Source organism: Bradyrhizobium sp. USDA 4454, from assembly GCF_054822705.1.
In genome coordinates this window covers 6,289,015-6,301,648 of the sequence record NZ_JBTRCN010000001.1, presented here as the reverse complement: position 1 = coordinate 6,301,648, position 12,634 = coordinate 6,289,015, and the positions used below count along the sequence as shown (strand labels likewise).

The following is a 12,634-nucleotide window of genomic DNA, read 5'->3' as shown; positions in this document are numbered from 1 at the left end:
GATGCGGCGAGGTCACGCCGTCAGCACCACGTCGTCCATGACCAGTGCGTCGATGCCGGACTTGCGGAACGTGACGATTGCATCCATGGGGGTGCAGACGATCGGCTCGCTGTCATTGAAGGACGTGTTGACGACGAGGGGCACGCCGGTCTTGGCGTGGAAGCAGGAGATCAGTTCGTGAAAGCGCGGATTTGATCTGCGGCTGACGATCTGGACCCGGGCGCTGCCGTCGCGATGCACGACTGCCGGGATGAGATCGCGCCGATCCGGCTTGACGGGACACGCAAACAGCATGAATGCGTGACTGGCCGTGGGCGCGCCGATCTCGAACCATTCCTCGGCCTGCTCGGCCAGCACGCTCGGCGCGAACGGCCGGAAATCCTCGCGGTGCTTGACCTTCTGATTGAGGATATCGCGCATGTCCGGCCGCCTCGGGTCGGCGAGCAGGGAGCGGTTGCCCAGCGCGCGTGGTCCGAACTCCATGCGGCCCTGGAACCAGGCGACGATCTTGCCGCCGGCGATCATCTCGGCGGCATCGCGCGCCGGAGATCTGCTGCGCGCCGCCTTGAGCCCGGCCGATTTGACCGCTGCCAGAATGTCGCGTCCCTTGAATGCGGGGCCGAGATAAGGGGTGTCGTTGCCGCGCTCGGGCGGACGCTTGTGCTTCGCGCAATGCACGGCAAAGGCGGCGCCGATCGCCGTGCCGGCGTCATGCGGCGCGGAGGGGATGAACACATTCCTGAATTCGCCGGAACGCCTCACCCGTTCGTTGGTCACGCAATTGAGTGCGACGCCCCCGGCAAGACACAGATTGTCCGATGGCACCCTGCGCTTGAGACGCCGGACGGCGGCGATGACCGCGGCGTCCGTCGCCTCCTGCAACGCCGCCGCCATGTCGGCGTGCCGCGGCAGGATTTCGCCGTCCTCATAGCGCGCCGGGCCGAACACGGCTTCCATTCTGGCGTAGCGCGCCGGGCTGTTGCCGAGATAGGCCGGCGACACCCCGTAGTTCACTTCGTCGGAACGCATGATCGACTGGAACTGCCGACGATAGACCTCCGGATCGCCGTAGGCCGCCAGGCCCATGACTTTCGACGCATCGTAATGCGAGAAGCCGAGGTAGCCGCTGAACACCTCCCAGATGAAGCCGATCGAATGCGGATATTCGAAGGTCTCGACATTCTGGATGCGACTGCCAGTTGCCTTCGCCAGCGAGGTGCCCGCGGTCTCGCCGATCCCGTCGATGGTCAGGATGGCCGCGCGGTCGAAGCCCGACGGGAAGTAGGCGGATGCAGCGTGCGCCATATGATGGGGCACGAAATGCAGTCGCTGCCGCAGCGAGCGTCCAAGCAGGTCGTCGATGGCGCCCGGCACTTGACCAAGCCGGAGCCGAAAGGTCTCCTCCAGTCGCGGATCCCACCATTCGGCGCGATATCGCTTGCGGCGCTGAGCGGGATCGAACGAGTAGGCGACGTGATCGATGTCGCGCGCGGTGAGCCCGGCGTGGTTCAGGCAAAACCGGATCGCGCGTTCGGGGAGCTGATGCGGATTGTCGAACTCGGCCGGCTTGCCGTGCTTGATGCGATTGAACCGCTCTTCCTCGACAGCCACGACGAGCCTGCCGTCAACCAGCAGCGCGGCGGCGGACTCGTGATACACCGAGTTGATCCCAAGGATGTTCACCAGCGTCTCCCCCTACGCCTGGAGCCGTCTTCCGTTCCGATCACATCGGAACGGAGCAGACGGCGCAAGCTGTCCGGAATAGTAAGGCGATATCGAGGCTGCGCGTTGAAGGCCAAAAGCCGCAGTTCACGCCGCTTGAGAACGCGCTACGCGCTCGCGGCATCCAGCCGTTCGACCTGGGCCTTGCTCAGCCCGAGCCTGGTCGCGGCGACGAGCGTTCCGACCTGCTCGGGCCTGGTCGCGCTGGCAATCGGCGCGGTGATCGAGGGTTTCGCCATCAGCCAGGCGAGCGCGACCGCGGCAGGCTCGGCACCGGTTTCCGCGGCGACCTCATCGAGGCCGGCCAGGATGCGCATGCCGCGCGGGTTCATGTATTTTGGAATGCTGCGTGCGCCGCGCGGGCTCTTGGCGAAGTCGGCCTCCGAGCGATATTTGCCGGTGAGGAAGCCGGCGGCCAGCGAGAAGAACGTGATCACGCCGACGTCGTTGTCCTCGCAAACCTGTTGCAGCGCGCCTTCGTAGCCCGACCGCTCCGCCAGGCTGTATTCGGGCTGCATGCTCTCGTAACGGGGCAGCCCGTTCGCCTTGGAAATATCGAGAGCGGCCTTGAGCCGCGCCGGCGAGAAGTTCGAGGCGCCGATCGCCCTGACCTTGCCGGCCCTGATCAGTTTATCGTAGGCCGCGAGCGTCTCTTCCTGCGGCGTCGTCTCGTCGTCCTTGTGTGACTGGTAGAGGTCGATGAAATCGGTCTGCAACCGCCGCAGCGAGTCCTCGATCGCACGCGCGATATAGTCCGGCTTCAGCCCGACATTGCCGCCGCCCATGTCCATGCCGACCTTGGTGGCGAGGATGATGCGATTGCGGTTGCCGCGCGTCTTCATCCATTTGCCGATGATCGTCTCGGACTCGCCGCCGCTGTGGCCCGGCACCCAGCGCGAATACACGTCCGCCGTATCCAGGAATGTCAGCCCCTGATCCAGCACGGTGTCGAGCAGCCGGAACGACGAGGCCTCGTCCACCGTCCAGCCGAACACATTGCAGCCGAAGCACAAGGGAGGGACGGTGAGGCCGGAACGGCCGAGCGCACGATGCTTCATGAGTTTTCTTTCGCTTGTTCTTGGCGGGAGGCACCGACACTGAGGCAGATCGCCCACGTTTGCAAGACGCCGAGGCCGTGCGTCAGGTCAGGTACGCTGCCCCTCAGTGCGCATCGTCGCGCAGGAATGCGATTTCATTTGCGCGGCGGTTGATGTAGATTGCGCGGCGAGCTGCCACCGGTCACGCCGAATTCCGGAGAATGCGCGGCAGCGTCAATGGCCATCGGCAGGCCTTATGGTCTCATTTTCAGTACGAAAACTCTTCTGCCTGGGCCGCGCCCGGGTGAGTGTCATTTCCATTCCAGCCAAACGGAGCAATTGCCATGCATTTCTGCTTCTCTGGTGAATACACCCCGCGTGCGCTCAACAACATCATGGAGAACCCGAACACCAATCGCTACGAGGCCGCAAGGAAGCTGATCGAGGCGGCCGGCGGCAAATTGATTTCGATGTACAGCATGGCGGTCGATGGCCCCAGCGTGATGGTGATCTTCGACGTGCCGGATCCGAGCTTCGCGCCTGCGATCAGCGGCGTGGTCGTTGCCGCGGGCACCATGCAGAACGTGAAGCTGACCCGGCTGTTCACCCAGGACGAGATCAAGGTGGTACGTCAGCACGCGGCCAAGCTCAAGGCCGCCTACTCGCCGCCCGGCAGCTGACAGGGCGGACGATCAAGAACCGCAAGTGGTCTGACGACTGCTGTCACTCGCGCGCGGCGCCGCTTTCCAGCGTGCCGCGCGGAGACGGGGGCCGTTGCGCGCCACTGATCCGGGGCGCCGTCAACGGATGGGCGGTAGCTCAGGCGGATGTCGCGCGCGCATGCCGGCTCGCATAGCCCCGGCCGGTTGTGCCGTCGCACGACGTCCGCCGCCTCGTACGGCAAGCCGGGTCCGCCGGCAGATCCTGGCCGCGAGCAAGGCGTGGTCGACCGCTCGCGGTGCGCGCCTGGCTCAATCCGGACGGCACCGTCGAGCGCGTCACGTCTCCCGCCTTCAATGACGCCGGCGCGACCGAGGGCCTGCGCACCATCTTGAAATGGTGGGCACGCTGGCGCTTTGCCCACCCTACGCGTTACGCTCGCCTACAGCTCCCGCGCATTCGAGAACGCGAACGACGACACCCGCCGCGTGGTCTCGTCCAGGATCAGGGTGCGGGTGATCGGCGGCTCGGCGCGCTGGCTGCAATTCTCACGCTCGCATAGCCGGCAGTTGACGCCGATCGGCGTGCCCTCGACCTTCTCCAGGTCCATGCCCGTCGCATAGACGAGCTTGGACGCATGGCGGATCTCGCAGCCGAGCCCGATCGCAAAGCGCGGCTGCGGCTGCGGATAGGGCGCCACCGGCCGGCGCACCATCTGCGCGATCGAGAAATAGCGCGTGCCGTCGGGCAGCTCGATCACCTGGCTGAGCAGGCGGTCCGGCATGTCGAAGGTGGAATGCACGTTCCAGAGCGGGCAGGTGCCGCCGAACTTGGAGAACGGGAAGGTGCCGGAGGAAAACCGCTTCGACACGTTGCCGGCATTGTCGACGCGCAGCAGGAAGAACGGCACGCCGCGCGCGTTCGGCCGCTGCAGCGTGGTGAGGCGATGGCAAACCTGCTCGAAGCCGGCGTTGAAGCGCTGCGCCAGGACGTGGACATCGTAGCTCAGGGCTTCGGCGGCGGAATGAAATGCCTGGTACGGCATCATCGCGGCCGCCGCGAAGTAGTTGGCGAGCGTGATGCGGTAGAGCCGGCGCGCGGTATCGTCGAGCGGGCCGGCGCGGCTGACGATCGTATCGATCGCGGCGCCGCATTCGACAAAGCCGATCTGCAGCGCGAGCTGGAAGCTGCGGCCGGAACTGTCCACGAGCTCGGAGATCAGCAGTTGCCGGCGATGCCGGTCGAAACGGCGCAGCGTCTCGCGCATCACGTCGACCGGCATCACGCGGCAAACGATCGAATGCTTTTCCCGCAGCCGCGTGGCCAGCGCCGTGAACAGGCCCTCGGTCGGCACGTTGAGCTCGTCGCGCAGATTTTCCGCCGCGGTCTCGAGCTCCGGAAAATAGTTGCGGTTGGCCTCGATCAGGTCGCGCACCCGCTCGATCGGGTTGGCGTCGAACTGCGAGCCTTCACGATCGGCCATCTGCGCCGCCACCAGCGTCTCGCCGCGGCGCGCCTCGGTATAGGCGGCGTAGAGCCGTTGCAGCGCGTGGGTCACGCCGGGGCAGAGCTCGGCGAGGTCGCGCAGCTCCTGTTTCGGCAAATCGATCTGGCGAAACAGCGGATCGGAGAAGATCTCGTTGAGCTCCGCGAAGAAGCGGTCCTCGTCGGCGGTGGCAAGGTCGCGCAGGTCCAGGTCGTACGTCTCGGCCAGCCGCAACAGGATCTGCGCCGTCACCGGGCGCTGGTTGCGCTCGATCAGGTTGATGTAGGAGGGCGAGATGCCGAGCCCTTCGGCGATCTGGGTCTGCGACAGCCCCAATTGCTGGCGGATCCGCCGGAACCGCGGGCCGACGAACAGCTTTTTTCCGGACTCGCCCGGCATGGCAGCTTTCCTGACCTATATTGTGACAAAATTTACAAATCGACATTTATTACAAGTTCAGATGTTACATGACATCACCAATAAAAAACAAGGCATCTATCCGAACTTCGCCTTTTGGCGTTTATCTCCTGACACGCACTTCGGGATGATCTGTCAAGAATGTCGATCTGACGAACAGGCTGCGGAGATCAGAATTCAGGCGGCCGGGCCAAGGCAGCCTTATCTTTTGAAGGAGACTGACGATGAGCAAGGGCAGCAATTTCTGGGTGATCGGCGGCGAGTTCGGCTCGATGAACTTCCACAAACTCGTCGAAGGCTCGGCTCAGGTGCGCGGTCCGTTCAAGACCCGCAAGGAAGCCGAAGAGTGCTGGAAGGAAGTCTCCGAAGAGAGCCGTCACAAGGCCGGCGTGCGCTTCTCGATCGTCGAGGAGCCGTCGCGGGTTTCGGCGTAACGGCCAAAATCACCAGAGCTAAGAAAACGTCCAAGGACGGCGGCCCCATCCGGTTCATCCGGGTGGGGCCGACCGTTTTTGGCACACTGCCAGGGCTTTTGAACTGGGGATAAGTGGCAGCCTAAGTGCTTGGGAACCAACGTCCTTTGCGGACGTCATGGTTGCTGATAGGTTAATGCATAGGAACCATCAGTACGAGGCCGCAAGGCATGTCCGATCCGCAGAACACCGGCAGCGAGGCGCGCGAGATGCGGCCGACCCTGCGAGAGGCGCTGCGGCGGGCGCGGATCGAGGCGGCCGACCGCACCGGCGTCGTCGTCGAATTGCGCGATGCCGAGGTGGCGCGGCTCGAGATTCTCAACGATGCGCTCGATCCGCTGTTCGCGCAGGTGCCGGAGAAGGTCGATCTGTTCGACCGCGGCATCAGCCAGGGCGAGACGCCGCGGCTGTGGATCGACGTCGTCGCCCATGTGCTGATGGGGCGCGACAAGCGGATCTACCGCTTCGTGCAGGACACCCGCTTCGGCCGCATCGTGCTCGCCGAATCGCACGACGTGGCTGCGATCGTCGATGCGGTCACCGACTATGTCGCGCGCCGCATGATCGAGCGCGAGCATGCGATGGTGGCAACGCCGCTTCCGGTGGCCGAGCCGGCGGCGCCGCCGCCCATGCCGGTGGCGCCGCCGAAGCGTCGCGGCGGGTTCGGCATGTTCGTGCTCGGCTTCGTCCTCGGGGCACTCGCGCTGTTCGGTTTCGCGCTGCTGGCGAGCTTGCAGAACTACTGAAGCATGATCCGGAAAAGTGCGAAGCGGCTTTCCCTGCGGCAAACGCGAAGCGTTTGCGCGGAGATCATGCTCAAATAATGGAAGGGGCGGGGGCATCGTGGTCATAACACCCGCCTCGGCATTTTTCGGCGTGCTGGCCGCGGCCGCGGTGGTCGGCAGCGCGGTGCTGTTCGGCAAGTGGCAGACGTTGCGCCGCGCCGAATACATCCGCACCTTCAAATGGCCGGCGGGCCTGTTGGCCCGGCTGGAGAAGCATCACCCCGGCTTCTCCCGCAAGGACAGCGCGCTGGTGTCGCGCGGCCTGCGGCAGTTCTTCCTCGCCCATCTGATGAGCGGCAAGCGTTACGTCTCGATGCCGTCGCAGGCGGCCGACGACCTCTGGCACGAATTCATTCTCTACACCCGCGAATACGACGCGTTCTGCCGCCGCGCCTTCGGCACCTTCCTGCATCACACGCCCGCGGTCGTGCTGGTGAAGGAGCGGCGCCGGAGCAATGAAGGACTGCGGCGGGTCTGGTGGTACTGCTGCAAATACGAGAACATCGATCCGGTCCGGCCGACACGGCTGCCGCTGCTGTTCGCGCTCGATGCCAAGCTGAACATCGCGAACGGCTTTATCTATCACACCGACTGCGAGGCCCTTGCGCCGCAGCGGCATCGGCGGCAGCAGCCCGTATTGCGGCGGCGATTTCTCGGACTCATCGATCGACGGCTCGTCGGCGGGCTTTGGCGATGCCGGCAGCGATGGCAGTGGCGGCGGCGATGGAGGTGGCGGCGACGGTGGAGGCGGCGGCGACAGCGGAGGCGGCTGCGGCGGTGGTTGTGGTGGTGGCGGTGGAGACTAAAGCGCGATGAGATTGGGTTGAATCGTCATCGCGCTTTAGCTCCTTGTTTGAGCATGATCTTTCCGGAAAACCGCTTCGCACTTTTCCGGATCATGCTTTAGGACAGCCGCACTTGCTTGATCTCGCGAATGCCGTCGTGATTGCCGAGTCCGCGCACGATCTGCTCGCAGCGCCAGCCATTGCCGTCGCGCTCGATCGCGAACAAATTATAGGCCGCCGCCGGATAGTGCTTGCGCGCCAGCGCCGATGCCGACGGCACGCCGATCGCCGGAATCTTCCGCTCCGGGCCGTCGAACCACATCGTCGAATGGACGTGGTCGTGGCCGTGCAGCACCAGCTCGACGCCGTGCCGCTTGAGCAGCGCCAAGAGCTGATGCGAATCGGTCAGCCGCTTGGCGCGGCCTTCGGAGTGCAGCGGGTGATGCACCAGCAGGACGCGGAAGGCGTCCTCCCGCGATAATTGTCCGAGGATCGCATCAAGCGCGTCGAGCTGGGCATGGCCGAGCCATCCGGTCGCCATCAGTGGCGGCGTCGGCACCGCCGAGGAGACGCCGATCAGCGCCACCGGGCCGCGGCGGCGCACGAACGGAAAATGCGTCGCGGCGCCATCGGCGTCGCCGCGCAGATAGTCGCCGAAGTGACTGACGAAGCGATGCCTTGTCGCGCGCACATAGGCGTCGTGATTGCCGGGGACGACCGTCACACCGACGGGATCGCCGAGGCCTTCCAGCCATTGCCGTGCCGGATTGAACTCGGCATCGAGTGCCAGGTTGACGAGGTCGCCGGTGACGGCGACATGGTCCGGCTGCTGCGCCTGCATGTCCGATACCAGTGCGTCGAGCACGTCGCGGCGGTGGTATTTGTGACGGTTGCGCGTCCAGTTCAGATAGCCGAGGGCGCGCTTGCCGGCCAGATCGCGCAGCGGCGCCGCCGGCAGCGGCGGCAGATGCGGATCCGACAGATGCGCGAGACGGAACGCCGCCATCAGGCAATTTCCTTCGGATTGTCCGCGAAAAGTGGCCGGCAGCCGGTCATGTCGTGCTATCCCGAACGTGCTGCCTTTGTATTGGCAAGAGCTGCGCGGCCGCGCAAGGATCAAGTCAAGCATCAATGCAAGGATCAAGGCACGGATCAAACGCCATGATGTCGAGGGTTCAGTGACGATCCTTGAGGACTTACGCAAGCGCTACGAGCCGCAGATCAGGTGGGTGTTTCATTTCTACTGGCGGTTGGTCCGCAGCATGACGCTCGGCGTCCGTGCCGTGGTGCTCGATGCCGACAACAGGGTGTTTCTGGTCAAGCACAGCTACGTCCACGGCTGGTATCTGCCCGGCGGCGGGGTCGAGGTCGGCGAGAGCTTTATCGAATCGCTGCGGCGCGAGCTGGTGGAGGAGGGGCGGATCGAGCTCGTCGGCGAGCCGGTGCTGCACGGCATCTTCCACAACAGCCACGTCTCGCCGCGCGATCATGTCGCGGTCTATGTCGTCAGGAACTACCGCCAGGACCGCCTGCCGGAGCCGAATCGCGAGATCGTGGCCTGCGGGTTCTTCGATCCGGCCGATCTGCCCGAGGAGACCACCCCCGGGACGCGGCTGCGGATATCAGAGGTGCTGGAGGGCAAGCCGCCGCCGGCGACATGGCGGTGATGTCGCCGACGGCGAAGTGGCGGTGATGGACCGCGCCCGCGCCAGATGCTATCCCGCGCCCCACAATGACCGAACTGTCCCTGACCATCCTGCCCGAGACCCCGAAAGACGCCCAGGCGATCGAGCGCCTGCACGAGCGGACCTTCGGGCCCGGCCGTTTCGTGCTCAGCGCGTACCGGCTGCGCGAGCATGTCGATCATCTGCTCGATGTCTCGTTCACGGCGCGGATCGGCACGCTGCTGGTCGGCTCGGTGCGCCAGCTGCCGATCACGATCGGCGACACGCCGGCCCTGATGCTCGGGCCGTTGACGGTGGAGCCGCCGTTCCGCAGCCGCGGCGTCGGCCGGGCGCTGCTCGAGCGTGCGATCAATGATGCCCGCGCCAAGGGCCACCGGTTGATCGTGCTGGTCGGCGACGAGCCGTATTACGCGCGGGTCGGCTTCAAGCCGGTCCCGAAGGGGCGGATGACGATGCCGGGCCCTGTCGACTACAGTCGCCTGCTCGTCATGGAGCTGGTCGACGGCGCGTTCGAGGGCGTATCCGGGGCGATCCAGCCGGACTGGAGCAAGGCAATCTGACGTTCCCGCTGATGTCGCGGGAACGGTTGCGCGCTATCGGAAACTGAAGCACAGTTGAGGCAAGCGCCGGGACAAGACCGGCGCATGTCATATCAACAGGGAGAGTGCGCGCCATGATCAAGGTCAGTGTGATGTATCCGAACAACCCCGGCGCGCGATTTGATCACGACTATTATCGCGACAAGCACATGCCCCTGTTGAAGGCGCGGCTCGGCGACAAGTGCAAATACTACACCATCGACAAGGGCCTTGCCGGCGGCGCGCCCGGCGCACCCGCCACCTATGTCGGGATGTGCCACATCTTCTGCGACTCGGTTGAGGACTTCCAGACCGGTTTCGGGCCGCACGCCCAGGAGATCTTGGGCGACATCCCGAACTACACCGATCTGCAGCCCGTGATTCAGATCAGCGAAGTCGTCGTCGGGCACTGAAGCCTGTACACAGAAACCCGTAGCCCGGATGGAGCGAAGCGCAATCCGGGGAAAGTGTTCCAAGCCGATTCAGATCCCGGATTGCGCTGCGCTTCATCCGGGCTACGTGACCATAAATCCCTCTGCCGCTGACGGCAGAGGGATGCGCTTGTCTCAGAACTTCAAGTTCGCAAAAGCCCGCACGCCGAGACCCGGCATCAGCACCTCGTCCTTGGTGTAGGACACGGAGTTGCGGATGTTCTGGTTGAGAAGGTTGTTGCCGACCAGCCCAAGCGTCATCTCGCGCGCGCCGATCCACGACGAATTCAGCTTGGTGTTATAGGTCACCTCCGCGTTCAAGAGATTGTAGCCCGCGGTCGGGGTCTCGCCGATGACCGCGATGTCGTTCTGCGCGAAGGCGTGCACCAGGTTGACGCGGGTGAACCAGTTGCTGTCGCGCCAGTAGACGCCGCCGCCGAGCCGCACTGGTGGAATCCGTGGCACGTTGCTGCCGTCGGTGAAGGTGGCGCGCACCACGTCGAACTGGTTCTCGATGCCCCAGATGCCGCCGTTGAGCGGGCCGACATCGAACTGGCTCTGGAACTCGGCACCGCGGAAGATCGCGTCACGCTGCGCGTATCTCGCCTGGTTCAGCTCAAGCTGGTCCGGATTGGCTATGTCCACGCAAGCCGCACTGTCGCACGTGTTGCCGGTCAATTGGCGGTAGATAAAGCCGTTAAACTTCGTGTAGTAGCCGGTGAGTTCGAATCGCAACGGCCCCGTCGCCCGCCGCAATCCCACTTCGATCGACTTTGCCGTTTCAATGCCGAGATTGGGATTGCCGATGTCGAAGGTGGCAGTCGCGTCATGAGCGCCGCGCGAAAACAGCTCTGCCGGTTTCGGGGCACGTTCGACGTATTGACCGGTAATGCTCGCAACCAGATCCCACGGCAGGTTCTGGATCAGGCCAATGCTCGCGCTTTTCGGCGTGAAGCGCGGATTGCGCGGAGTAGCGGGACCAACACTGGCAGGATCGATGTTGACGTCGAACACGTCAGGTATGAATGCCGGCGTTGTCCCGGAGAGGTTGACGTGTTCGATGCGCCCGGCGATCTGCGCCTTGGTGGTCTCGCTGAATTTCAGCTCATTGAAGACGTAACCGGCGACTCTGTTGTTGTTGTTTGGGTCCCACAACCCGTTGAGCGGGCTGCCTGGATCGTCCGGACTTGGGGCTGTCAATTCCTGGTGCCCGCCCTGCATGCCGAATGCTGTGGTCACGGTTGCAAAACGTGCGTTGAACGGCATCATCTGCACCTCGACGCGGGCTTCCTGCTCCTTGTTGGTGAACGTCTGCCGCACGCCATCGCTGGTCAGGTCGGCCGGATCGGCGAGCCCGAGCTCGTTGTGGCGATAGTCGGTCGCGCCGACCCAGAACCGCACCGCGTCGATCGCAGCCGCATCGGGCCGGTACTCACCCTTGATGGCGATCTTGGTCTGGTGCGCATCGATCCGGGTCTGGTGATCGGCGCCGTCGATGCCGGGGATGTGGTAGAGCGAGTCGTTCTGGGTGATCGCCGCGCCGATATAGCCGCCCTGGAAGAAGTACGACGCGCCGACCGAGGCGCCGTCCGACTGCGTCGCGGAGTTCGGCTGGCGGCCGCCCACCGGCCGGGTCTGGTCGAACAGATACGGATAGCTCGGGATGCTGTAGTCGCTGGTGGTGCGGCCATAGACGTCGGCATGTACGGCGACATTGTTGCCGCCGGCGTCGAGCAGCATGCCGCCTTCGACGCCGCGATTGACCGAGCTGACCGAGGTGCGGGTCTCGACATTGAGGCAACCCGGGCCGCCGGCATCGGCCAGCGGCGCTTTCACCGGCAACCCGTAAGTCTGGAACGGCGTCGCCGCGCAGGTCGGCATCGCGTCCGGGATGCGGTTGTTGGTGGCGCTGACCACACCGCCGATCGAGGTCGAGCCGTAGCGCAGCGCGGCAGGTCCCCGCACCACTTCGATCTGGTTGGTCGAGAATGGATCGATCGGGACGAAATGATCCTCGCCGAGATCCGAGGCGCCGCCGCCGGCGAGACCGTTCTCGACGATGCCGACGCGGTTGACGTCGAGGCCGCGGATGATCGGCCGGCTCGAGGCGCCGGGCGCGAAGCTCGAGCCGGTGATGCCGGGCTTGGAGAACAGGAGATCGCCGAGCGTGGCGCCGCCGGAGCGCCGCAGTTCCTCGTTCGGCACCACGGTGACGGTCGCGAACTGGTCGGTGACGACCGGCAGCACGCCCTGCTGCGGCGCCGGCGCCGTTGCGACAGGCGCCGGTTGGGCCGCGGCAGCGCGTTCGCGGTTGCGGCTCGGCGCGGCCCGGACCACGTGGGTCGGCGTGCGTGTCGGCACGGTGCGGTGGCGCTGGATCGGGCTCGGTGCCGTCACGGTAATGTCGGGCAGTTGCGCCGGCGGGTCGTCGGCCAGTGCGGCGCTGTTCATTGCGCCAAGCAGCAGCCAGCTCGCGCCTCCGATGTGAAGTGCTCGTTTCGTCTGAAGTGTCATTGTCCTGGTCCAGCCCCGTCGAAATGACGGATCGATTCCGATTTGCCCTGTTGGAGCTGGC

The 12,634-nt window shown here is 64.9% G+C and carries 12 protein-coding genes; 7 read left to right on the top strand and 5 right to left on the bottom strand.

Annotation, left to right across the window (positions count from 1 at the left end; genetic code table 11):
- Positions 1-12 precede the first annotated feature (12 nt).
- Together ACVIW0_RS29265 and ACVIW0_RS29260 are read right to left on the bottom strand one after the other, a co-directional pair.
- Positions 13-1,683 (bottom strand): carbamoyltransferase family protein, encoded by a 1,671-nt coding sequence (locus tag ACVIW0_RS29265; protein ID WP_461355507.1) that lies wholly within the window; start codon positions 1,681-1,683, stop codon positions 13-15.
- A 146-nt stretch (positions 1,684-1,829) separates the two neighbouring features.
- A complete protein-coding gene (locus tag ACVIW0_RS29260) occupies positions 1,830-2,780 on the bottom strand; it encodes an aldo/keto reductase (protein ID WP_461355506.1) in 951 nt (316 codons plus the stop codon).
- Between the two features lie 323 nt (positions 2,781-3,103).
- Between ACVIW0_RS29260 and ACVIW0_RS29255 the strand changes: the two genes are divergently transcribed.
- Positions 3,104-3,439, top strand: a complete 336-nt coding sequence (locus tag ACVIW0_RS29255; RefSeq protein ID WP_461355505.1) for a GYD domain-containing protein — start codon at positions 3,104-3,106, stop codon at positions 3,437-3,439.
- A gap of 422 nt (positions 3,440-3,861) precedes the next feature.
- Here the strand turns inward: ACVIW0_RS29255 and ACVIW0_RS29250 are convergent, their stop codons facing one another.
- Positions 3,862-5,304, bottom strand: a complete 1,443-nt coding sequence (locus ACVIW0_RS29250; protein ID WP_461355504.1) for a helix-turn-helix domain-containing protein — start codon at positions 5,302-5,304, stop codon at positions 3,862-3,864.
- 242 nt (positions 5,305-5,546) lie between these two features.
- On the opposite strand from ACVIW0_RS29250, the gene ACVIW0_RS29245 reads away from it, so the two are divergent.
- The 3 genes from ACVIW0_RS29245 (at position 5,547) to ACVIW0_RS29235 (ending at position 7,487) form a co-directional block, all read left to right on the top strand.
- Positions 5,547-5,756, top strand: coding sequence for a DUF4170 domain-containing protein (locus tag ACVIW0_RS29245; protein ID WP_016839740.1), 210 nt, complete (start codon positions 5,547-5,549; stop codon positions 5,754-5,756).
- 209 nt (positions 5,757-5,965) lie between these two features.
- Positions 5,966-6,541, top strand: coding sequence for a hypothetical protein (locus tag ACVIW0_RS29240; RefSeq protein WP_461355503.1), 576 nt, complete (start codon positions 5,966-5,968; stop codon positions 6,539-6,541).
- A 130-nt stretch (positions 6,542-6,671) separates the two neighbouring features.
- On the top strand, positions 6,672-7,487 hold the full coding sequence (locus tag ACVIW0_RS29235) for a glycine-rich domain-containing protein (protein ID WP_461355502.1): 816 nt from the start codon (positions 6,672-6,674) through the stop codon (positions 7,485-7,487).
- Here ACVIW0_RS29235 and ACVIW0_RS29230 read toward each other — a convergent pair.
- On the bottom strand, positions 7,484-8,371 hold the full coding sequence (locus tag ACVIW0_RS29230; RefSeq protein ID WP_461355501.1) for a metallophosphoesterase family protein: 888 nt from the start codon (positions 8,369-8,371) through the stop codon (positions 7,484-7,486). The genes ACVIW0_RS29235 and ACVIW0_RS29230 overlap by 4 nt on opposite strands.
- 256 nt (positions 8,372-8,627) lie before the next feature.
- Between ACVIW0_RS29230 and ACVIW0_RS29225 the strand changes: the two genes are divergently transcribed.
- The 3 genes from ACVIW0_RS29225 (at position 8,628) to ACVIW0_RS29215 (ending at position 10,041) form a co-directional block, all read left to right on the top strand.
- Entirely contained in the window at positions 8,628-9,032 is a 405-nt protein-coding gene (locus ACVIW0_RS29225) for an NUDIX domain-containing protein (protein ID WP_461357458.1), read from the top strand.
- Positions 9,033-9,097: 65 nt separating this feature from the next.
- Complete coding sequence (locus ACVIW0_RS29220; RefSeq protein WP_461355500.1) at positions 9,098-9,610, top strand: GNAT family N-acetyltransferase; 513 nt, start codon at positions 9,098-9,100, stop codon at positions 9,608-9,610.
- Between the two features lie 113 nt (positions 9,611-9,723).
- Positions 9,724-10,041, top strand: a complete 318-nt coding sequence (locus ACVIW0_RS29215; protein WP_194459090.1) for an EthD family reductase — start codon at positions 9,724-9,726, stop codon at positions 10,039-10,041.
- Positions 10,042-10,194: 153 nt separating this feature from the next.
- On the opposite strand, the gene ACVIW0_RS29210 is transcribed toward ACVIW0_RS29215, so the two are convergent.
- Positions 10,195-12,573 carry a TonB-dependent receptor gene (locus tag ACVIW0_RS29210; protein WP_461355499.1) on the bottom strand — a complete coding sequence of 793 codons (2,379 nt, stop codon included), beginning with the start codon at positions 12,571-12,573 and terminating at the stop codon, positions 10,195-10,197.
- Positions 12,574-12,634 lie beyond the last annotated feature (61 nt).

Coding starts and splice junctions, on each gene's coding strand:
- ACVIW0_RS29260 (WP_461355506.1), bottom strand. CDS start 2,780: ATGAAGCATCGTGCGCTCGGCCGTTCCGGCCTCACCGTCCCTCCCTTG.
- ACVIW0_RS29255 (WP_461355505.1), top strand. CDS start 3,104: ATGCATTTCTGCTTCTCTGGTGAATACACCCCGCGTGCGCTCAACAAC.
- ACVIW0_RS29250 (WP_461355504.1), bottom strand. CDS start 5,304: ATGCCGGGCGAGTCCGGAAAAAAGCTGTTCGTCGGCCCGCGGTTCCGG.
- ACVIW0_RS29245 (WP_016839740.1), top strand. CDS start 5,547: ATGAGCAAGGGCAGCAATTTCTGGGTGATCGGCGGCGAGTTCGGCTCG.
- ACVIW0_RS29240 (WP_461355503.1), top strand. CDS start 5,966: ATGTCCGATCCGCAGAACACCGGCAGCGAGGCGCGCGAGATGCGGCCG.
- ACVIW0_RS29230 (WP_461355501.1), bottom strand. CDS start 8,371: ATGGCGGCGTTCCGTCTCGCGCATCTGTCGGATCCGCATCTGCCGCCG.
- ACVIW0_RS29225 (WP_461357458.1), top strand. CDS start 8,628: ATGACGCTCGGCGTCCGTGCCGTGGTGCTCGATGCCGACAACAGGGTG.
- ACVIW0_RS29220 (WP_461355500.1), top strand. CDS start 9,098: ATGACCGAACTGTCCCTGACCATCCTGCCCGAGACCCCGAAAGACGCC.
- ACVIW0_RS29215 (WP_194459090.1), top strand. CDS start 9,724: ATGATCAAGGTCAGTGTGATGTATCCGAACAACCCCGGCGCGCGATTT.
- ACVIW0_RS29210 (WP_461355499.1), bottom strand. CDS start 12,573: ATGACACTTCAGACGAAACGAGCACTTCACATCGGAGGCGCGAGCTGG.